Source organism: Nocardia sp. NPDC059236 (assembly GCF_042754085.1).
GTDB lineage: Bacteria > Actinomycetota > Actinomycetes > Mycobacteriales > Mycobacteriaceae > Nocardia.
Window position 1 is genome coordinate 91241 of sequence record NZ_JBHZAF010000005.1, and the last position, 21450, is coordinate 112690.

20 protein-coding genes are annotated in these 21450 nt (G+C 67.6%); 15 read left to right on the plus strand and 5 right to left on the minus strand.

Features of this window, described 5'->3' with window-relative positions; translation table 11 throughout:
• Positions 1 to 68: 68 nt before the first annotated feature.
• The 3 genes from ACFXIV_RS14980 to ACFXIV_RS14990 form a co-directional block, all read right to left on the minus strand.
• Complete coding sequence (locus tag ACFXIV_RS14980; RefSeq protein WP_379396606.1) at positions 69 to 320, minus strand: hypothetical protein; 252 nt, start codon at positions 318 to 320, stop codon at positions 69 to 71.
• A 106-nt stretch (positions 321 to 426) separates the two neighbouring features.
• A complete protein-coding gene (locus ACFXIV_RS14985) occupies positions 427 to 1179 on the minus strand; it encodes a hypothetical protein (protein WP_379396608.1) in 753 nt (250 codons plus the stop codon).
• Between the two features lie 27 nt (positions 1180 to 1206).
• On the minus strand, positions 1207 to 1938 hold the full coding sequence (locus ACFXIV_RS14990) for a hypothetical protein (RefSeq protein WP_379396609.1): 732 nt from the start codon (positions 1936 to 1938) through the stop codon (positions 1207 to 1209).
• A gap of 445 nt (positions 1939 to 2383) precedes the next feature.
• Here ACFXIV_RS14990 and ACFXIV_RS14995 point away from each other — a divergent pair, with 445 nt between their 5' ends.
• The 3 genes from ACFXIV_RS14995 (at position 2384) to ACFXIV_RS15005 (ending at position 5471) form a co-directional block, all read left to right on the plus strand.
• Positions 2384 to 2995 (plus strand): TetR/AcrR family transcriptional regulator, encoded by a 612-nt coding sequence (locus ACFXIV_RS14995; RefSeq protein WP_379396611.1) that lies wholly within the window; start codon positions 2384 to 2386, stop codon positions 2993 to 2995.
• A 159-nt stretch (positions 2996 to 3154) separates the two neighbouring features.
• Positions 3155 to 4684: a glycoside hydrolase family 30 beta sandwich domain-containing protein gene (locus ACFXIV_RS15000; RefSeq protein ID WP_379396613.1), complete on the plus strand. Its 1530-nt coding sequence runs from the start codon at positions 3155 to 3157 to the stop codon at positions 4682 to 4684.
• 175 nt (positions 4685 to 4859) lie between these two features.
• On the plus strand, positions 4860 to 5471 hold the full coding sequence (locus ACFXIV_RS15005; RefSeq protein WP_379396615.1) for a TetR/AcrR family transcriptional regulator: 612 nt from the start codon (positions 4860 to 4862) through the stop codon (positions 5469 to 5471).
• Positions 5472 to 5645: 174 nt separating this feature from the next.
• Here ACFXIV_RS15005 and ACFXIV_RS15010 read toward each other — a convergent pair whose 3' ends face one another.
• Complete coding sequence (locus ACFXIV_RS15010) at positions 5646 to 5948, minus strand: hypothetical protein (RefSeq protein ID WP_379396617.1); 303 nt, start codon at positions 5946 to 5948, stop codon at positions 5646 to 5648.
• A gap of 73 nt (positions 5949 to 6021) precedes the next feature.
• Between ACFXIV_RS15010 and ACFXIV_RS15015 the strand changes: the two genes are divergently transcribed.
• From ACFXIV_RS15015 to ACFXIV_RS15070, 12 genes are all read left to right on the plus strand, one after another.
• Positions 6022 to 6417 carry a YidH family protein gene (locus ACFXIV_RS15015; RefSeq protein WP_379396619.1) on the plus strand — a complete coding sequence of 132 codons (396 nt, stop codon included), beginning with the start codon at positions 6022 to 6024 and terminating at the stop codon, positions 6415 to 6417.
• Complete coding sequence (locus tag ACFXIV_RS15020; protein ID WP_379396621.1) at positions 6414 to 6728, plus strand: DUF202 domain-containing protein; 315 nt, start codon at positions 6414 to 6416, stop codon at positions 6726 to 6728. Before ACFXIV_RS15015 ends, ACFXIV_RS15020 begins: the two co-directional genes overlap by 4 nt.
• 26 nt (positions 6729 to 6754) lie before the next feature.
• On the plus strand, positions 6755 to 7726 hold the full coding sequence (locus ACFXIV_RS15025) for a formylglycine-generating enzyme family protein (RefSeq protein ID WP_379396623.1): 972 nt from the start codon (positions 6755 to 6757) through the stop codon (positions 7724 to 7726).
• 68 nt (positions 7727 to 7794) lie between these two features.
• Positions 7795 to 9243 carry a sulfatase-like hydrolase/transferase gene (locus tag ACFXIV_RS15030; protein ID WP_379396625.1) on the plus strand — a complete coding sequence of 483 codons (1449 nt, stop codon included), beginning with the start codon at positions 7795 to 7797 and terminating at the stop codon, positions 9241 to 9243.
• A 49-nt stretch (positions 9244 to 9292) separates the two neighbouring features.
• The gene (locus ACFXIV_RS15035; protein ID WP_379396627.1) at positions 9293 to 9544 is read left to right on the plus strand and encodes a hypothetical protein; all 252 of its coding nucleotides are present in this window, start codon (positions 9293 to 9295) and stop codon (positions 9542 to 9544) included.
• A 53-nt stretch (positions 9545 to 9597) separates the two neighbouring features.
• The gene (locus ACFXIV_RS15040; RefSeq protein ID WP_379396629.1) at positions 9598 to 10296 is read left to right on the plus strand and encodes a DUF3159 domain-containing protein; all 699 of its coding nucleotides are present in this window, start codon (positions 9598 to 9600) and stop codon (positions 10294 to 10296) included.
• 66 nt (positions 10297 to 10362) lie between these two features.
• The gene (locus ACFXIV_RS15045) at positions 10363 to 11295 is read left to right on the plus strand and encodes an alpha/beta fold hydrolase (RefSeq protein WP_379396631.1); all 933 of its coding nucleotides are present in this window, start codon (positions 10363 to 10365) and stop codon (positions 11293 to 11295) included.
• Positions 11296 to 11354: 59 nt separating this feature from the next.
• Positions 11355 to 12494 carry a lipase family protein gene (locus ACFXIV_RS15050; RefSeq protein WP_379396633.1) on the plus strand — a complete coding sequence of 380 codons (1140 nt, stop codon included), beginning with the start codon at positions 11355 to 11357 and terminating at the stop codon, positions 12492 to 12494.
• Positions 12495 to 12767: 273 nt separating this feature from the next.
• On the plus strand, positions 12768 to 14408 hold the full coding sequence (locus tag ACFXIV_RS15055; RefSeq protein ID WP_379396635.1) for a GMC family oxidoreductase: 1641 nt from the start codon (positions 12768 to 12770) through the stop codon (positions 14406 to 14408).
• A gap of 10 nt (positions 14409 to 14418) precedes the next feature.
• Positions 14419 to 14811, plus strand: coding sequence for a hypothetical protein (locus ACFXIV_RS15060; RefSeq protein ID WP_379396637.1), 393 nt, complete (start codon positions 14419 to 14421; stop codon positions 14809 to 14811).
• Between the two features lie 66 nt (positions 14812 to 14877).
• Positions 14878 to 16377, plus strand: a complete 1500-nt coding sequence (locus ACFXIV_RS15065; protein WP_379396639.1) for a purine-cytosine permease family protein — start codon at positions 14878 to 14880, stop codon at positions 16375 to 16377.
• On the plus strand, positions 16364 to 17866 hold the full coding sequence (locus ACFXIV_RS15070) for an aldehyde dehydrogenase family protein (protein ID WP_379396641.1): 1503 nt from the start codon (positions 16364 to 16366) through the stop codon (positions 17864 to 17866). Before ACFXIV_RS15065 ends, ACFXIV_RS15070 begins: the two co-directional genes overlap by 14 nt.
• Before the next feature lie 73 nt (positions 17867 to 17939).
• Here ACFXIV_RS15070 and ACFXIV_RS15075 read toward each other — a convergent pair whose 3' ends face one another.
• Complete coding sequence (locus tag ACFXIV_RS15075) at positions 17940 to 21185, minus strand: protein kinase (protein WP_379421267.1); 3246 nt, start codon at positions 21183 to 21185, stop codon at positions 17940 to 17942.
• Between the last annotated feature and the right edge of the window lie 265 nt (positions 21186 to 21450).

Consider the following 21450-nt stretch of genomic DNA (forward strand, 5'->3'; position numbering starts at 1 on the left):
GCCGAGTGTGGCCTATGGCTGGGCCAGTTGGTTTTTTTGATCGCTCCCCCGGCCCCGCCTCCAGCTCGTCAATACGTCACGGTGACGTATTGATCTGGGCTGGCTGGATGGTGGAATCTGTTGCCTTCAGGGCGAACTCGCTGCCGGATCGGCTCTTCGGTATCGCGGCAGACGATCTCGACACCAGGATGCGCGCGTAGCCACGCGGTCAGCGACTCGGCGCGGCGGTCGTCGAGAACGTCGACTCTTCCCCGGTTGCCGCGTTGTGGTCGGCATTCCTCTGCGGATTCTGGGGTGTTGTCGCCGCTGAAGTTGCGCATGGCTGGGTCCCGCAACGACGAGCCCGGCTGGCCGCTTGATCGGCCCCGGCCGCCGCGAAGCGTGACCGTGTCTCTCCATCGATCACGCGCGCGGACAGCGCCGGGTTCAGTGGGAGGAGCCGCCGGAGGATCCGGATTTGAGGCCGGAGGCCGATCCGCTGGGTAGACGCAGGTGGGCGTCGGGGATGCCCGTGCTGTTGGGGTCGTTGAGGTCGCCGCCTGCGTAGGGGCTTTGGCCGGGGGCGGCGTTGCGGGTGGTGATGTACTTCCACAGTCCGCTGGCCGCGGCGGTGCCGCCGCCGATGATGGTGCCGGTGATGCCGCCGCCGGCGGCGAACGCGGTGACCGCGGCGGGCACGGTGGCCAGGCAGCCGGGCCCGACGACGACGCAGGAGGCCAGGCCGATGGCTGCGCCGACGAGGGCCCCGGCAGCGGTGCCGATGACCAGCCCGGCGAGGGTGTTGCGGGTCAGGCCGCTGGCGAGCTCGTCGAGGGCGCGTTGTTCTTCCAGCGGGGAGGCGACCTCGGTGGCGGTGGCCGGGCGCAGGCTGGTCAGGTCCGGGGTGAGGGTGACGGTGCGCGCGTCGCTGGAGAGGGTGTAGCCGAGGTCGCCGTGCCGGCCGTCGAGGAGGAACCCCAGCGGCAGGGCGGCCAGCGGGGTGCCGGAGCGGTCGCTGATCTGCAGGTTCCGGTCGGGACCGGGAGTGATGGTGGCCTGGTCGACGGTGAGGATGACCGAGCCGTCGGCGATGGTGGCGTTGTAGGTCGGGTTGGTGGGTTGGGCGTGCGCGGTGGCGGTGCTGGTCAGCACGAGGGAGGCCACGGCGGTGCCGGCGAGGCCGAGGGGGCCGATCTTCACGAGGGTCTCCTGGGAAGGTGGTGCGGTCTAGCGGGGTGCGTCCGCGGGGGCGGGGGCCTGCTGTTGGCGGTTGTGGTAGTAGTCGCCGTACTGGGAGGTGCCCGGCGCGGCCTGCAGGGTCTGCACGTACTGGTAGAGGGAGTAGGCGGCGGTAGGACCGCCACCGACCGCGAGCCCGGCGATGCCGCCGATGCCGCCGACCAGGGCCACGATGGGCAGTACCGCGACGACGCAGCCCAGCGACAGCACGACGCACGACGCCCCGGCCAGCGCGAAGCCGATACCGATACCGACGGTGGCGCCGATGACGGTGCCGACGAGGCTGCCGATGGAGGTGCCGATGCTGACGCTGTTGATCAGGTCGTTCATCGCGAGCTGGTTCTCGACCGGCGAGGCGACCGGTTTGAGCGCGGTCGCGTCGATGCCGCTGGCGTCCGGGGTCAGGCGCAGGGTGCGCCCGTCCGGCGAGATCTGGCGGCGGATCGCGTGCGCGGCATCGGCAAGGGTGTAGGACAACGGGATGGTGTCGAGGGTCTGCGCAGCGGCGTCGCGCACCGTCACCGCGTGCCCGTCGCCGGAGTCGGCGAAGCTGCCCTGATCCAACGTCGCAACGATGTCGGTGCCGTCCACGCCCGCGCGGTAGTGCACCGGCGCGGGCGCCGGTGCGGGCGCGGGGTCGGCGTGGACGACGGTGGCGGTGGCGAGTTCGATGCTCGCGGCGGCCATCAGCGCGGTCAGGACGTATCGGCTGGGTTTCATCGGTTTTCCTCAATCACGGTGCCGGGGCGGGCCCGACGGTCACTCGCGAGGGAAGCGACGAGGGCCGTCGGGGCCCGCCAGGGGCGGCGGAGGAAGCGGTCTGTGAGCTGCCCGAGCACAGCGTGCGCATCTCCTGCCCCACTGGATGCCCTGAGCCACAACCACGTGAGGGAGTGACGTGGGTCTCAGAACGGACTCGAAACTACACGTTCTCCTACACCATGTCTACTAGTAGATTTCAGATCTACTAACGCACATAACGACTAGATCTGGAGTTGGGTGCGCGACCCCGCGCGAGCATCCGGTGCGCGCCAAGGCGGTCCGCCCCCTTTCCGTCCATGTTGGCTGTCACCGGGGCTGCTATTGGACACATCGTCTGTCTTCATCCTTGGTGTCCATTTCCGATATGATGTCAATCATTGTTGGGCAGCCGGAAGGGGTCCTGGTGGTATCCGAAGATCGCCGCAGCCGTCGCAGTCGCCGCCTGTTGCGGGAGGCGTTCGTGGCGCTGGTTCTCGAGCACGGCTTCGCGGCGGTGACCGTGGAAGACATCACCGAACGCGCCGATTTGAGCCGGGCCACCTTCTACGGCCACTACACCGACAAGGACGCCCTGCTCGACGCGGTGGTTACCGAGCTGATCGAGGAAATGCAGCGGCGGTTGCAGCCGCTGGTGGCGAACTCGGTGAAGGGGTTCACCGGCAAACCGGTGCTGGAGCTGTTCCGTCACGCCGCCGAGGAACGCGATGCCTACCGGGTGGTGCTCCGTGGGGAAGGCGACGGGCGCGCGCTGCGCCGCTTCGTCGAGGACCGCGCCACCACCACCGCCACCGTGTTCGCCGCCCGCGCCGCCGCCGCGGGCGTCGAGCTGCGCATCCCCGCCGACATGCTCGCCCGCGCCTGGGTCGGGGAAATGATTCAGGTGATGGCCTGGTGGCTCGAGCAAGGCATACCCCAGTCCGCCGAAGAGATCACCGACGAACTGCTCAAACTGTCCCTGCGCGGCCGCTACTGGGCCTCGGGCTTCGACGATCTTCCCCCTGTACGCCCTTCCTGACCAGCCTGCCACCCGACCTGCACATCGCGGGAGTGCGGACGACGACCTGCCCGAACCGTAGCTGACCGACCGAGTGATCGGTATGCTCAGCGCGTCGGTCGCGAACCGCACCGACGCGATCGGAGCGAGGAATGGATGAGAGCCGGATCGATCGGTCGGATGAGCCGGGGGACTCGCGCGCAGTGGGCGTGGATCCGCGCGATGACGCTGGGGTCGGTGATCGCAATGGCCGCGGGTATGCCGGTCGGCACCGCCACGGCGGAGCAGGCCGGTTCGAAGGTCGCGGTATACCTGACGACCCGAAACCTGGACACGACCCTCGCGCCCCAGCCCGAGCTCGAGTTCGTCGAAGCCTCGGGCCCCACCGGTGAACGGATAGACGTCGATCCGGCAGTGACGGGACAGACCCTGACCGCCGGATTCGGTGTCGCAATGACCGAGACCTCGGCGTACCTGCTCCGGGACGAACTCCCGGAATCGTTGCGCGAGAAAGTCGTTCGCGCGCTGTTCTCCCCCACCGAAGGAATCGGCCTGTCGTTCTTGCGGATTCCGATCGGCGCGACGGATTACGTGGTGGGCGAGCTCGCCACTCCTGATGATCAGCCGCCCGGCGGCGCGGACCCGGAGTTGAGGGATTTCACCATCGACCGAGACATGCAGTACGCGATCCCTGAGATCCGCGAAGCGCTCACCGCGAATCCGGGCATGACCGTGATGGCCAACCCGTGGACCCCACCCGCGTGGATGAAGACCGATGACGCTCTGGTCACCACCTCCGGCCCGCTCGGCCATCTGAAACCGGAATACTACGGCGCGTACGCCCGGTACCTGGTCAAGTTCATTCAGGCGTACCGCGACCAAGGCATCGAGATCAGCTACCTCGGCGTGCAGAACGAGCCGATGACGCCATTGGCCTTCGTCGTGGGAATCCCCGAGAGTTACCTCGATCCCATCCAGCAGGGCATCCTGATTCGCGATCATCTCTCGCCCGCCCTGGCCGCGGCCGGGTTGTCGACGAGTGTGCTCACCTACGACGACGGATTCCAACGCTCAGAGGTCTACATTCCGGCAGTCATGTCGGTGGCGAGGCCGCAGACCGCCGGATTCGCCTACCACTGCTACCTGACCGATCCGTCGAGCATCGGCATCCAGCACCGGGCCTATCCAGAGATGACCCAACTGGTGACCGAATGCTCGAGCAAGCTCAGCAATGTCGATCCACAGCAGATGATGATCCGCGCGCTGCGCGCCGGAGCCAATGGCATACAGCTGTGGAATGCGGTGCTGGATCAGAACAACGGTCCCAAGATGGGCAACGGCTGCCGCGGCATCGTCGGAGAATATGCGGGGCAGGACTGCATCGCGCCGGTCACCGTGAACACCGACACCCACGAGTACAGCTTCACCTCCGACTACTGGGCCCTGGCGCACTTCAGCAAGTTCATCCGCCCCGGCGCCAAGCAGATTGCCTCGACCTCCCCCAGCTCGTGTCTCACCACCCCGGTGTCGGGATCGATGTGCGGACTCGAGGGGGTCGCATTCGAGAATCCCGACCGCAGCCGCGTGCTGGTGGTCACCGCCAACGACGGCGCCGACCACACGTTCACGCTCGCCGAGTCCGGACGCCGAGTCACCTACACGCTGCGGGCCGGAGCGACCGCGACATTGGTCTGGCAACCCACATCCTGACCAGGTGAAGTTCGCTGGAACGTGGCAGAGCGAGGACGACAGGAATGAGCACAGGTCACTCAGAGGTTGCACCGGCCGGAATCGACACCGAGCTCATATATCGGACGCACCGCATCGAAGGTGCCGGGAAAATGAGATCGGGCCCGTCGCGACGGGTGTCCTAGGGTCTTGATTCATGGCGACAACCGATTTCGCGCAACGTTCCGGAGAGGCCGCACGCACCAGGATCGTCGAGGTGGCGTTCGAGCATTTCGCCCAGCACGGGTTCCGGGGCGGCTCGTTGGCCAAAATCGCCGCTGAGGCGGGCATATCCCAGTCCGGTCTGCTGCACCACTTCCCGAGCAAGGCCGCACTCCTGCAGGCTGTGCTGGGAGCACGCGACCTGCAGGATCTGCAGGCGACCGCCACACGCCCGGAAGACCTGCAATCGATGACATTCGAGGACCTGCTGACCTTCCTGACCCGGGTGATCGCGAACAACGAGAACAATCGCAATGTGATCCGTCTGGCACACCTGACCGCGGCCGAAGCGACCGGGCCGAACCATCCCGCCTTCGAATGGGTCACGCTGCGGCTCGCGTTCATGCGGTCGGTGATCGAATCCGCTGTGCAGCGCGGTATCGAACAAGGCCAGGTTCGCGCCGATGCCGAGGTCCCCCAGATCGCCGGACTGATCATCGCCGTCATCGACGGCCTCGAGTCGCAATGGCTGATCGACCCCAGCATCGACATGAGCGCGACCTTCGCCCACTACTGCAACGACCTGCGGCGCTCACTGACCCCCTAGTCGGCAAGCGGCATCCGACACCCCGGCCACCCGCACCGCCGCCTGCGGAGCGGACTCGAACCCGGAGTCGACCGACCAGGTGATCGGTGCGTTCGAGTCGCCTTTGCCTCGGCCTGACCGCCACGCCCCCAGGTGGGGTGACGCTCGCGGCCCGAATCGTCCCCGAGAACCGCATCAGTTGCGTGCGGTCATCCGCAATGTCGCCGGGTGTGAGTCGAGTTCGGGCAACACCTGGTACTGGAAGTGGCGCCACCGCACCGCACCCTGGCTCACCGCATCCGCCGGATCCGCCACTGCGGCGGGGCCCGGGAATTCTTCGCCGCCCGCGCGGCGGCTCACGCCACCGAACTGCGCATCGATCCGGAGTTCTTCGCCCGCGCCTGTGCGGGTCAGCTGGTGCCCGGGCCGCCGCTTGCGGTTCTCTGTTCGGTCCGCAGTACCCGCCGATTCTGTGAACTTCCATAGGTTAGTAGACACGATGTCGACTTTTAGGCATGATGTCTAACAGGGGGTTGAGTGTTGGATCGCGACCGAGCGAGGAACGAACGACGTGCACAGCCCCACCAGCGAACAGGCCACCGAAACCGGTGGCCCCCACCCGGCCGAGACCGGCGAGCACGCCGGGCCGATCGACTACCGGTTCAGCCTGGCCAACGAGCGCACCTTCCTGGCATGGATCCGCACGGCGCTGGGGTTGCTGGCCGGCGGGGTGGCGGTGCAGACCCTGGCCGAGCAGTTCTCGACCTCGGGGTTCCGCCGCGCTGTCGCCGCGGCGTGTGCCGGTTTGGCGGTGGCGATCGCGGCGTACGCGCACCGGCAGTGGAAACGCGTCGAAGCCGCCATGACCCGCGGCGAGCACCTACCCGGGTCGGCGCTGGTGCCGGTGCTCGCGGTCGGGGTCAGCGTGGTCGCGCTGGCCGCGGGCGTCGCGGTGTTGGTGTCGTGAGCACGGCGGGGTCTTGGCCGGCCGACGCCGGGCTGGCGGTCGAACGGACCGCGCTGGCGTGGCGGCGCACCGCGCTCTCGTCGGTGCTCGCGATGGCGGTGCTGGCCCACGCCGCGGTGACCGCGGCCACGGTCGCGTTCACCATGACCGTGGCGGCGGTGGCCGCGCTCGCGGTCACCGCGACCTGCTGCTACCGCCGCAATCTCGCATTGCGGGCGCGGCGCCCGCACCGGATCGGCCCGGTGATCGCCGCCGTCGCGACCGCTCTCGCCCTCGCCGCGACCACCGCCACCCTGAGCCTCGGCCTGTGAACCGCTTCCGGGAAGGAGAACCCGCCATGCACCCACCCACACCCGACCACAACCCCGACCGCGAGACTGGCGGATCCTGCTGCGCGCCGTCTCGCCCCGACACCGTCCTGCCCGCGGCTGCGCCGCTCACCGTGCCCGCGCAGGTCGCCGGGGTGGAGTCGGCGCTGGTCCGGCTGCCCGGTGGGCAGTTCTGGATGGGCAGCGAGGACAGCGATTGTTATCGGGCCGATGGGGAAGGGCCGGTGCGGCCGGTGCGGGTGTCGCGGTTCGCGATCGCCGCCCACACCGTCACCAACGCCGAGTTCGCCCAATTCGCCACGGCGACGGGGTATCTCACCGACGCCGAACGGTTCGGCTGGTCGTATGTGTTCGCCGGGTTCCTGCCCGCGGTGTTGCGCCGCAACGCCCACCGCCCCGAGCCGACACCGTGGTGGTGTGCGGTGCCGGGGGCGACCTGGTGGGCTCCGGAAGGCCCCGGCAGTCATATCGAGGCCCGCGCCGATCATCCGGTGGTGCACGTGTCCTGGCGCGACGCGCAGGCCTACTGCGCATGGGCCGGGGCGCGGTTGCCGACCGAGGCCGAATGGGAGTACGCCGCGCGCGGCGGTCTCGACCATGCCCGCTACCCGTGGGGCGACGAACCCGAGGACGAGGGCCGCTACCGCGCCAACATCTTCCGTGGCCGCTTCCCCACCCACAACACCGCCGCCGACGGGTATGCGGGGACCGCACCGGTGGAGGCGTTCGCGCCCAACGCTTTCGGGCTGTATCAGATGGTCGGCAATGTGTGGGAATGGTGCGCCGATCACTGGTCCGCCCAGCACTCCGCCGGTCTGGTCGTCGATCCGCACGGGCCCGCCGCCGGCGAGTCGTATGTGCTGCGCGGCGGGTCGTATCTGTGCCACGACAGCTACTGCAACCGGTACCGGGTCGCGGCGCGGATCCACAACTCCCCCGATTCCTCGAGCGGCAACACCGGTTTCCGCGTCGCCGCCTGACCACCCCACCCACATCCACCCGCCCGGCGGCAACCCCGTCCGGCCACCCCACCGAAAGGGGACACACCATGTCCGAACAGCCGATGAACGTGCTGGTCGTCATGTCCGACCAGCACAACCCGAAAATCCTCGGCGCCGCCGGCAATCCGCTCATCCACACCCCGAACATGGACGCGCTCGCCGCGCGCGGCACCCGCTTCACCAACGCCTACTGCCCCAGCCCGATCTGCGTGCCGTCGCGGGCGTCGTTCGCGACCGGGCTGTACCCGCATCAGACCGGGTACTGGGACAACGCGATGGGCTACGACGGCGCCGTCGAGGGCTGGGGCCACCAGCTCCAACGCGCAGGCCGCCGCGTCGAATCGATCGGGAAACTGCACTACCGCAACGCCTCCGATCCCACCGGGTTCGACGTCCAGCATCTGCCGATGCACTTGAAGGACGGGATCGGGCAGGTGTGGGGGTCGGTGCGCGATCCGCTGCCGCGCCGCGACAACGCCCCACTGATGGTGTCGATCTCCGGTGGCGCGGAATCGGATTACACCCGCTACGACGCCGCGGTCACCGACCGCACCTGCGACTGGCTCACCCGCAACGGTGACAGCGGCGAGCCGTGGGTGCTCTACACCGGGCTGCTGGCCCCGCACTTCCCCTACCTCGCGCCGCCGGAGTACTTCGAGATGTACGACCCGGCGCAGATGCCGGTCCCGACCATGCGCCCCGAACACGGCCACACCCGCCACCCGTGGGTCGAAACGTTCGCCGGAGTCCTGCCCGGTCTGGACAACGCGAACACCGAGGAGGAACGCCGCCGCGCCGCGGCCGCCTATTACGGGCTGGTGTCCTACCTCGACCACAACCTGGGCCGCATTCTCGCCGCCCTCGACGCCTCCGGCCAGGCCGACAACACGCTGGTCGTCTACACCAGCGACCACGGCGACATGGTCGGCAGCCGCGGCCTGTGGGGCAAATCGCTGATGTACACCGAATCCTCCGGCGTCCCCCTGATCGTGGCCGGGCCCGGCGTCTCGGCGGGGCAGGTGTGCGACACCCCCGCCAGCCTCGTCGATCTGTACCCGACGATCCTCGACGCCGCCGGGGTCATCCCGGCGGGGCCCGCGCGTCCGGGTCGCTCGCTGCGCGAGCTGGCCGCCGGCCCCACCGACCCGCAGCGGGTGGTGTTCAGCGAATACCACGCCATGGGCGCACCGAGCGCGGCGTTCTTGCTGCGCAAGGGCGACCATGTGCTGCACCACTACGTCGGCTACGACCCCGAGCTGTTCAACGTGGTCGACGACCCCGACCAGACCCGGGACCTGGCCGCCGACCCCACCCACGCCGGGGTGGTCGCGGAACTCACCGCGGAACTGGTCCATTTGCTCGACCCGGAGACCACCGAGGGTGTCGACAAGCACGCCAAGGCCGATCAGGCCGCGCTGGTGGCCCGCTTCGGCGGACCCGAAGCCGCCGCCGCGATGGGCACCCCCGGCGAAACCCCGCCCCCCGCGGTCGACTGACCCCGCCGCGCCGGCCCGCCCCGCGGATCGGTCCTGGAACCTGGTCCTGGTGCGCCGGTACTGGCCCGAGCGGCTGGGCACTCCGCCCGGGCAGATGCTGACCGAGGTGGCCGCCCATATGGCCCGGAAGTACTGGCCCGACAAGATGATTCGCGTCGCCGCCCCGCTCCGGCTGCTCGACCCCGCCGCCGGCCTGCTGATCGCGGTGTGGCTGCTCACCCGAAAGGCGCTCGGCGGCATCGAAACCGACCTCAATGCGCGCGTGATCGCACCCGAGGGCGGCGTGCTGCCCGGCTTCTGACACCACCCAACCCCGTCCGGCCCCGCCCCGGCGCATCGAAGGCGTTGACTCACATGACAATTCCCCCCGCACCCGACACCCCGCCCGCACCGAATACCCCGCTCTCACCCCACACTCCGCCCGCGCCCGGCTCCGCGTCGGCTCCGGTCCCGGGAGCGCGGGCGTTGTGGGCGAAGATCCGCGAGATGGGCGGTGCCCGCCACCTCGTCGACGGTGCCGCCCCGATCCTGGGTTACGTGGTCGGCTTCTCGCTGGCCGGCATCCTCGTCGGTATCGTCGCCGCGATCCTGACCGCGCTGGCCGTGGGTGTGGTGCGGCTGCGGCACGGCGACCGCCCCAAAGTCGTGGCCGTGTCCACCGCCATCGTGCTGGTGTTCTCGGCCATGGCCGCCACCACCGGCGAGGGGCGTGACTTCTTCCTGCCGCCGCTGATCCTCTACGCCGCCCTCGCGGTCGCGTTCGCGCTCAGCCTGGCCGCCGCCACTCCGCTGACCCTGCCGATCTGCCGCAAGATCCGCTTCGAGCCCGCCGAGGTTCCCGACCCGGCCGCGCGGGTGCGGCTGCACCGGCGCCTGACTGCGGCGTGGACCGCGTTCTGTGCCGTGCACGTGCTGATCATGGCCCCGGTGTATCTGGCCAACAACGTCGTGCTGCTGGGCACCCTCGCGCTGATCCTCAACAAACCCGCCCTGCTCGCCGCGTTCGCCGGCACCTGGGTGTGGGTCCGCGGCGGCGGGCGGCCCAACAGCTGAACCCTGCCCGACACCACAGCAGACCCACGCTCCTTCTCCGAACCCTCGACCTGACCAGGAGATCCAATGTCGACCAATCTGTCTGCCGCCGCGCGGGTCTGGAGCGCGTGCGGCCGCCATGTCGACGCGTTCGGCATGGAGGTGTTCGTCACCGAACGCGGCCATCGCGGCGCACCCACCTTGCTGTTCATCCACGGGTTTCCCACCTCCAGCTTCGACTGGCGCGACACCATGGAGCTGCTCGCCGACGACTTCCACTGTGTCGCGGTCGATCTGCCCGGGTTCGGGCTCTCCGACAAACCCCTCGACTACAGCTACTCGATGTTCCAGCAGGCCGATGTCGTCGAAGCCGTCACCGCCGCCCTCGACATCACCACAGCCCACGTGATCTCCCACGACATGGGCACGAGCCTGCACACCGAACTCCTCGCGCGCAAACACGCCGGGAACCTGCCGTTCACCGTGGCCGGCTCCACCTTCCTCAACGGCAGCATCCTCAAAACCCACGCCCAGCTCACCGACTTCCAGCGCATGCTCGAAACACCCTCACGACTGCCCGAAGCCGTGCACGTGTGCGCGGGCATGCTGCCCGGCTACGTGCCCGGGCTGCGGCAGTTGATGGCCCGCCCGCACCGCCTGTCCGACCAGGACGCGCGGGTCATGACCGAACTGCTCGCCTACCGCCACGGCCACCACCGGCTGCCGCACGTCTACGCCTACGTGCGCGAACGCTACCTGCACCAGCAACGCTGGCTCGATGCCCTGATCACCGAATCGGAGTCCGCGCCCGTGCAATTCGTGTGGGGCTCGGCCGACCCGGTCGCCGTGATCGCCATGGGCATCGCCCTGTCCGAACTGGCCCCCCGCGCCCGCTTCACCGAAATTCCCGACATCGGCCACTTCCTGCCCATCGAAGACCCCCACAGCGTCGCCGCCGCCATCACCGCCTTCACACCCACCAGCCACCGACCACCCGGCGCCACCGCGCGCCACCTCTGAACACCTTGTCCCGCAACCGGATCCACGCCTGATCCCCGACACCCGGAGACCCGATCCTGATGTCCGCATCCTGGCCGCTCACCGCGACCGTGCTCGCCACCCTGGCCGCGCTGCCCGCCGTGCCCGCCGCCGCCGCGCCCGTCCCCGCACCCGAAACCGGCGTCGTCGAATCCGTCGAACCTCTCGCCCCGGCAGCAACGCTGCCCGGTTCGGTCGACTCCGCCCGCATCATCTACACGACCACCACCGCGGGCGGGGCGCCGGCCACCTCCAGCGGCGCGGTCTACTTCCCGCCCGGCCCGCCACCGCCCGGTGGCTGGCCGATCATCGCCTGGGCCCACGGCACCCTCGGCCTGGCCGACCAATGCGCCTACTCCGTGCGCGGACCCGCCGAAGTCGAGCGGGACTGGGCCTACCTCGACACCTGGCTCGATCAGGGCTACGCGGTCGTCGCCTCCGACTACGCCGGCCTCGGCACCCCCGGCGAGCAGCCCTACCTCAACGGCAAGGTCGAAGCCGCCAACATCGTCGACGGCGTCAGAGCCGCCACCCGCCACTACCCCAGCCTGTCGCGGAAATGGGTCGTCGTCGGTCAATCCCAAGGCGGCGAAGCCGCCATGTTCACCGCCCGCTACGCCACCGAATTCGGCGGCGGCGAACTGGACTACCGCGGCGCGGTCGGCACCGGAGTCCCCGCCTACAACGAAGAACTCATCGGCGCGGCCGGACCCGCATTCCCGCCGGTGAAGCTCAGCGGCTACAACACCCGCGCCACCCTCTACGTCCTCAACGGCCTGAAAACCAGCCACCCCGACCTCGACATCGACTCCTACCTCACCGACGCCGGCCGCTACTGGTTCACCCGCGCCCAGCAGATCTGCGGAGACGACATGTACACCGAACTCACCGCCGCCGGAGTCTCGCTCAAAGACCTGCTGGCCCGTCCACTGAGCGAACTACCGCCCGGGATGCTGCACGACGACCTCGCCCTGCCCGAAACAGGTTTCGACAAACCGGTATTCATCGGCCAGGGCCTGCGCGACACCAACATCATCATGCCCAACACCCTGCGCTACGCAGCCACCCTCACCGCCGACCACCAACCCCTGACCCTGCACACCTACGCCACCGACCACAACGGCACCGTGCTCGCCTCCCAGGCCGACTCGATCCCCTTCGTCGCCAAGGCCTTCACCTGATACCAGGACTTGTCCCGCGCGGACTCGCGAGTCGCACTGCCGGCCTTCGCCCGGATATTCAGTCCCACTGCCGGCTGCTCCCACGACGTCGCGTGACGTGTGCATGTCATCTGCTTGTGCGTTTGCACAACACAGGTTCGCCGGTTTGTTGCGGATCGATGCTGGCGGGCGAGGTGTGACCCACGCATCATTGCTTCGTGACTCCCCCGATCCAGGGAAGGACATGGGCGCGACCGGCTTCGGCCGGGCTCGAGCCGACCAGGAGCACAGCCGATGAACACACAGCACCTCGACTATGACACCGCCGAAGGAGCCGACGTCCTCATCGTGGGCGCCGGAGCATCCGGCGGGGTGGCAGCACTCGAGTTGGCCGGCCGAGGCCTCGAGGTCGTGTGTCTGGAGCAGGGAGACTGGAACCTGCCCGACGACTTCACCGGCGACAAACCGTCGTGGGAGCTCACCCGTCTCAAGCAGTGGAACTCCAGCCCGAATGTGCGTCAGAACCCGGCCGACTATCCGGTCGATGCCACCGAGAGCCCGGTCGAACCGCTGATGTTCAACGGGGTCGGCGGCAGCACGATCCTGTTCTCCGGGCACTGGGTGCGCGCGATGTCGTCGGACTTCCGGGTCAGGACACTCGACGGCGTGGCCGAGGACTGGCCGTTCACCTATGAGGATCTGCGACCGTTCTACGACGAGGTCACCTTCCATATCGGCGCGTCCGGGCTGGAAGGCGACCCCGCCTATCCGGATCCGCACTCCTTTCCGCTGCCGCCGCTGCCGATCGGCAAGTACGGGCTGGTCGCGGCCAAAGGGATGGACAAGCTGGGCTGGCACTGGTGGCCGGCACCGAATGCCATCGCCTCGCGCGACTTCAAGAACCGCCCGGCCTGTCTGCGCTACGGCGCGTGTGAATCCGGATGTCCAACCGGAGCCAAGGCCAGCACCGACCTCACACACTGGCGTGACGCGATCGCGCTGGGTGCGGTGCTGATCACCGGTGCCCGGGTCAGCCGGCTCACCGTGAACGACCGCGGCCTTGTCACCGGCGCCGAGTACATCGACCGCGACGGGAACCTGCACCACCTGGCGGCCCGGGTGACCGTGATGGCCGCGAACGGTGTGGGCACACCGCGCCTGCTGCTGAACTCGACCTCGTCACTCTTCCCCGACGGCCTGGCCAACTCCTCCGGGCTGGTGGGCAAGCGTCTGATGACGCACCCGTACGCCTCGGTATTCGGCGCCTACGACGAAGAGCTCGAAACCTGGCTCGGCCCGGCAGGACAGGCGCTGCAGTCGATGCAGTTCTACGAGACCGACACCGACCGCGGTTTCGTGCGGGGAGCGAAGTGGAACCTGATGCCGACCGGTGGCCCGCTCGCCCACGCCCTGTGGGAGCGGGGCCAGGACTGGCGTCGGAGTTTCGGACCCGCCTTCCACAGGCGCCTCGAGCGCACGTTCGGGCGCTACACCGAATGGGGGATCACCACTGAAGACCTGCCCGACGAGCACAACGCGGTCGTGCTCGCCCCGCACGTCACAGACTCCGACGGGATCCCGGCCGCGAAAATCCGCTACACCATCGGTGAGAACTGTGAGCGAATGCTCAAATTCAACGTGGAGCGGGCGATCGAGGCGCATCAGGCCGCCGGGGCTGTCGAAGTCCACCCGATTCCAGTGGTACGCCACAGCGGCTGGCATCTGCTCGGCACCGCCACCATGGGCACCGACCCCGCCACCTCCGTCGTCGATCAGTGGGGTCGGGCACACGACGTACCCAACTTGTTCATCATCGACGGCAGCGTCTTCGTCACCTCCACGGGCGTGAACCCGACCGCGACCATCATGGCGATTGCTCTGCGCTCGATGCGGCACCTCGCCGAAACCCACCACAGCATCCAGACCGCGTTCTAAGGACAGCATGATGCTCGATTCCGACCAGCGCCGCACCTTCGCGCTTCTCGCCGACACACTGATTCCCGCGTCCGGCTCCATGCCCTCGGCGAGCGCCGCCGGAGTACCCGACGCGTTGCTCGACCAGGTTCTCGGCTACCGGCCCGATATCGCCGAGGCCTTCGCCGCCGCCGTCGCCTCGTGCACCGGCAAGGACCCCGAAGCCGCTCTCGATGAGCTCGCCGCGCACCGGCCCGACCAGTTCGAGGCACTGACGGTGCTGACGGCAGGCGCGTACTTCCTCAGTCCCGCCGTGAAGGCCGCCATGCCCTATGCCGCGGCACCGCGTCCGGCCCGCGACGACATGGATTCCTACGCCGATCTTCTCACCGACGTTGTCGAGCGCGGCTTCGTCATCCGCTGATCGAGCCCGTCGCTGCCGGAACCACCATCTCCCAACCTGCCCCGGGGCCTGCGAAAGGCAACACCAGTGAGTGAAAATCACAGCGGGCGTGAAGGATCCGTCACCCTCATCGAATCGGCCACCATCCAACCGATCCCGGCCGACCAGCGCCACGGGCGCAACCGGGACATGTTCACGATCTGGTTCGGAACCAACATCATGATCCTGGCGGTCGTCACCGGGGCGTTGTCGACGACCCTCTTCGGGCAGCCCGCCTGGTCGGCCGCGCTGGCGATCATCGCAGGAAATCTCTTCGGTGCGATCTTCATGGCGCTGCACTCTGCTCAGGGGCCGCGGCTGGGTGTTCCACAGATGGTGCAGACCAAGGGCCAATTCGGTTCGCTGGGATCGATTCTCATCGTCGGAGTCGTCGTCTGCATGTACCTCGGGTTCTTCGTCTCGATTCTTGTCTTCGGCGGGGAGTCCCTCGCGTCAGCCGTACCGTTCCTGAGCGCTAAGGCCGGCATCGTGGTGCTCGCGGCGATCAGCGTCTGCGCGGCCATCTGGGGTTACACCCTGATCCACGCCTACGCGCGCATCATGACGTGGGCGTCGGGGCTGGTTCTGCTGATGGCGTTCGTCTGGGCGTTCATCGTCCACTCGGTGCCCGCTCACTTCTTCAGCACGGGCACCGCGACGCCGGCCGGCTTCCTGAGCACCTTCGGGGCGTGTGCGGTGTGGCAGATCGCCTATGCCCCATACGTTTCCGACTATTCGCGCTACCTGCCGGCGAAGACGGGCCCGAGGCCGGCATTCTGGATGTGCTACTGGGGCACCAGCATCGGCTCGATCCTGCCGATGTTCCTCGGGGCAGGCATCGGATTGCTGCTCCCCCACACCGACCCGGTTGTCGCCCTGACCCAGGCCACCGCCGGGATCAGCGTCGTGGTGGTTGTGGTCTTCAGCATCGGAGTCGCCGCTACGAACGCGATGAACCTGTACTGCGGCACGCTGTGCACGATCACGATTGCGCAGACGATCTTTCCGCGCTTCAATGCACGCGGCCGCGAACGTGCTCTGGTCGCCACCGGACTGTGCGCGCTGGCCTCGGGTATCGCGCTCACCGGGGGCAGCGACTTCGTCGCCACCTACAAGAACTTCCTGGTTCTGCTACTGGGTTCGCTGGTCCCGTGGACGGCCGTGAATCTGGTGGACTACTACCTGGTCCGGCATGGGGACTACGTCGTCGAAGATTTTTACCAGCGCGACGGCGGCCGCTACGGCCGGGTCAACTGGCCCGCGGTCAGCTGCTACCTCATCGGCGTCGCCGTACAACTCCCGTTCATGATCATCGGAACCGCCTTCATCGGACCGATCGCCGAAATGCTCGGCAACACAGACATCTCGTTCATCGTCGGATTGGCTGTCGTTTCACTGCTCTACTACTTCACCGCCACAGCTCTTGCCCGCCGCAGGAATCGTTCCGCCGCACGTGACGCCTCGGCGACGCGACCGAAACGAAGAACCTGCCTACAGGCGCCGGACCGAGCGCAGAAAGTACAGGCGAATAATCATGGCATCAACTGAAATTGGGCGATTCACCGTTCGGCGTCCCTCTCCGGATCAGATCCCGGTCGCTGACGTGCCGCCCGCAGGCCACTTCATCGGCGGATCATTTGTCCAGGGCTCGTCCACGGAAGTCATCGACATCCTCGATCCGACCACGGAAGAGATCCTCGGATCCGTCCCGGCAGGAACCATCGACGATGTCGATTCGGCTGTCCAGGCGGCCGTCGAGGCTCAGAGATCGTGGGGCTGCACCACACCGAAGGAACGATCCGAGGTGCTCTCCAGGATCGCGGACATCGTAGAAGCCAACCGCGAAGTACTCACAGTGCTCGAGTCCGCGAATACCGGCAAGCCCCGCAGCATCGCCGAGGACGATGTCTCCAATACCATCGACACGTTCCGGTTCATGGCGGGGGCGGGACGGACGATGACTTCCCTGGCCGGTGGAGACTATGTACAGGGACACACCTCGGTCGTTCTCCGCGAGCCGGTGGGAGTGGTCGGGGTGATCACGCCCTGGAACTATCCGCTGCTGATGGCCGCCTGGAAGATCGCCCCCATTCTTGCCGCCGGAAACAGCGTGGTGCTCAAGCCCTCCGAACAGACGCCGCTGTCGATACTGAAACTGGCCGAGCTCATCGCCGGACACATCCCCGCCGGAACCGTCAATATCGTGACCGGCCTTGGCCAAACAGTAGGACAGCGCCTGGCCGAACACCCCGACATCGCACTTGTCGCGGTGACGGGAAGCGTTCTCAGTGGCCGGTCAGTCGCAGAAACCGCCTCACGTTCGGTCAAACGCGTCCACCTCGAACTCGGCGGCAAAGCGCCCGTCGTCGTCTTCGCCGACGCCGACCTCGGTGCGGCCGCGGCCGGAGTGCGCAACGCCGGATTCTGCAATGCGGGCCAGGACTGCGGCGCAGCCTGCCGGGTGCTGGTGCACGAATCGGTGGCGGAAGAGTTCACCCAACTCCTGGTTCGGGAAGTCGGCAGCCTGGTCGTCGGCGCGCCGGCCGCCGGCGACGACGTCGAAATCGGTCCTATGGTTTCCCGCCCACACTTCGAGCGCGTACGGAACTCGTTGGCCGAGGCGACGGCGGCCGGCCTGCACGCTGCCATCGGCGGCGCGGTCCTGGACGGCCCTGGCTACTTCATCGAACCGACCGTGTTCAGCGGGGTGCCGGCCGGGGCGCCGATCACCCGGCAGGAAATCTTCGGCCCCGTCGTCACGGTCGAATCGTTCAGCACCACCGACGATGCGGTTGCCAGGGCCAACGAGACACCGTATGGACTCTCGGCGTCGGTATGGACCCGGGACGTGGGCCTCGCTCTCAGCGTGCCCAAGCGGCTCGACTTCGGCACTGTCTGGGTCAACTCGCACCTCGTGTTCGCATGCGAGGTGCCCTGGGGCGGGTTCAAGGGATCGGGCTACGGGCGCGACCTCTCGCTCTACGCACTCGACGACTTCTCCCGGACCAAACACGTCATGATCAACCACAGCGCATGAGCCCGGATACGCGGTGGGAAATCGATGCGTCGCCGGCCGACGAGACGAACGCCCGAACATCGATCATGTGAACTCAGGGTGGTCCTGCACCTGCCCCAACCCACCTCGCGATCTGAGCCCGCGAGGTGAAACCCAGCTTCGTCAGGATGTGCTCGACGTGCCCCTCCGCAGTGCGCCGTGAGATCATCAATCGACCAGCGATTGCGCTGTTGGTGAGGCCTTCGGCTACCAGTTCGGCGATCTGCTGCTCACGTTTGGTGAGGATCGCCGGTCGGTCGGCGAGCGATGGGGGGTCTTCTCCGAGGCCGAAGGCAGCGGCCACGGCGAAACTCATCGCACCACCCTCCTCCCGGGCTTTTTCGAATTCTCGTGTTCCGAGAGTCTCCTGTGCGCAGCGCTCGCATGCCCGGTGATAGGTGGCCAGGTTGGGGAACAGGATCGAGGAGCTACCTGCGGCCCGGCCCAGTGCTTCGGCAGCACCCATCAACACAGCGGCGCGGCGGACATCGTCGCGATCCGAAGCGATCCATGCGAGAGCTTCCAGACTGGTCGCAGCGATGAGTGGATCATCTACCGAGCGAGCATGACGAAGGCTCTCCTGCAACAGGTCCGTGGCTCGGTCGAGCGCACCCTGCCTCCAGACGGCCGTGCCCATTGCCCACAACAGCCAGGAGCGAAAGGACGTCTCTCCTCCGCGAGAGTCCGCGAATGCCAGCGTCTGCTCGTGACAGGCGACCGCGCGCCGGAGATCCCCACCGAGTTGGTATGCCCACCCCAGCAATAGGGAAGAGTCCATTCGCAATACGGGATCACTACAGCCTGTGACCAGTTCTGCGGCCTGCTCCAGGCGGGCGACTGCATGGCCGAGATCGTCGCTGACAAGCGCGGTGTAACCGTCGGCAACTGCCACCCACGTGGCGATCTCCGGGCCGGCCATCTGCCCGGCCAGCCCCCTGAGTTCTGCCACCCGCGCTGTCGCCGCCGCCAGGTCCGCCTGAGCCGCGGCAAGCATCGCGGCCGAGTAGAGCGCCTTGGCGCGATCTCGACCTTGTCCAACGGCCGAGCGGGCCAGAGTTCGGTCGAGCCAGCTGCGGCCCTCGGTGATTCGGCCACCCATGTACCAGAACGAGAACAGAGCTGCCGCGATCCTCATGCCGCCGGCACCGGCCTCGTCGAACTCCATTGCCCTGCGCAGATTCGGCAGTTCCTGCTTGAGGCGAGAATCCCACTCGAGTTGGCGGGGACTGATCCACTCGGCCTCCGCGTCGAACGCCAACCGCTCGTACCAATCCCGATGCCGGCGACCGATCTCCCGGTCCTCACCTGACTCCTCGAGCTTTCTCCTGCCGTAGTTCTGCACTGTGTCGAGCATCCGAAACCTGACCGCGCCACGGGATTCCTCCCGGATCAGGATCGACTTGTCCACCAACGCGAACAATGCATCGAGCAGGTCGGGGTCGGGTGTGGCGGTGCCGCACACCTGTTCGGCTGCGTCGAGGTCGAAGCTGTGAGCAAAGATCGACAGTCGCGACCACAGCTGCTGTTCGCGTGGTGTGCACAGGTCGTAACTCCAGCCGATGCACCACCACAGAGTCTGCTGGCGCGTCGGGACATCCCGATTGCCCGCTGTGAGCAGGGTGTACCGGTCGTCGAGCCGTCGGAGGATCTGATCGGCGGACAGCACGCGCAGCCGGGCCGTGGCCAGCTCGATCGCCAATGGCAACCCGTCCAGCCGGGCACAAATCCGGGCTACGGCAAGCCGGTTGTCTCGAGTCAGCTCGAACCCGGGTACCACCGCCGCCGCTCGTTCGACGAACAATTCCACCGCATCGTATCGGGACGCTTCCCCCAGTGTGGGCACGCTGGACGGATCCGGAAAACCCAGTGGCGTCACCGGCAACACGGATTCGCCGCCGATTCCGAGGACCTCGCGGCTGGTGGCCAAGATCGACAGGTCCACGCAGGCACGCAGTAGCGACTCCGCGAGGACCGCGACCGCCTCCACCAGGTGCTCGCAGTTGTCGAGCACCAGCAAAAGTTTGCGTGTCGACAGAAACTCGACCAGCACCTCCCTCGTCGGGCTGCCGGCCAGGTTCCGCACGCCGACGGAAGTAGCCACAATGTCGTCCACCAACTTCGGGTCGTCGATGTCGCCGAACTCGACCAATCTCACCCCGTCTGCGTAACTGCGGCGCAACTTGCTCGCCGCCCGCGCCGCGAGCCGCGTCTTGCCGACCCCACCGATGCCCGTCAGCGTCACCAGACGCGATTCCGACAGCGCCTTCTTCACCTCGGACAGTTGTGCCTTCCGACCGACGAAGCTTGTCAGTTCCAACCGAAGCGCACCCGTATCCCCGCTGCGACGGCACTGTCCCCGCGCCGGTACCTGCGCTTCCTGCACGTTGTCGGGTTCACCGCGGATGGTCATCTCATCGACGGAGTAGCCATGGTCGCGCTGGATGCGTTGCAGCTGCTTACCGACGGCGATGGCGGAGGGGCGCTGCGACGGATCGCGGTGCATCGCGGTCTCGATTGCCGCGCACACATCGTCGGGGATCCCGCCCGTGCGCAGATCCGGCACCGGATCGGTGGTGATCCGGAGAAACTGCGCAACGACCTGTTCCCCACTCCGGCGTTCGAAAGCGGCATGTCCGGTGAGCGCACAGAACAACGTGCTTCCCAGCCCGTACACGTCCGACGCTGGGCCGGGCGGATGGCCGTCGAGAACCTCGGGAGCAGCAAAAGCCGGCGACGCCATCACCGTTCCAGCCGTGGTCTCGAATCCGCCGGCGATACGGGCGACGCCGAAATCGCACAACGCCGGCTCCCCGTATTCGGTGAACAGGATATTCGCCGGTTTGACGTCACGATGCACGATGCCGAGCCGGTGCGCCGTCTCGAGCGCCCCGGCCACCTTGATCCCGAGCCGCAGCACCTCGTCCACAGAAAGCGGACCGTCCCTGCGGATCCGGTCCTCGAGGGATCCGCGCTCGTGGCACTGCATCACCAAATATGGTCTCCCAGAAGAGATCTCGCCGATCTGCAAAACCCCGACGATGTTCGGGTGGCCGGTCAGTCGCCCCATCGCGCGTTGCTCCCGCAGAAATCGCGCTCTGCTTTCCTCGTCCGGCTCAGCGGTGGTGAGCACCTTCACCGCGACGACGCGATCCAAGTCGCGCTGGGTGCAGCGGCAGACCACGCCGAACCCGCCCCGCCCGATCTCCTCGGCATCCTCGAACCCCACCGAACTCAGCTCCGCGACTGGTGGAGCCGCCATATCCATATCCCGGTGTGTTCTGAGGGGGTCGTCCTCGACCATGTGGGTCACCTGCGATTCACGCCCCCCCCGAAACCCCCATGATAATCCGCTGTGCTGCCGAAGGACCCGATCAGGTGAAGCGCTCAGGCGCGTTGTGTGCAAATGATCGGGCCGCTGGAGTAGAGGCGGTGCGGTTCCTCCTGCTCCAGCGGCAGCCGGCCTGCTCGCATGTCGCGATCAGGCGGTCCCGGCGATCACTCAGGCGCACGACTCGGTGAACGACGCGCTGCGAGCGTCCGGCGGTACGCCGACCACGTCGCCGGAT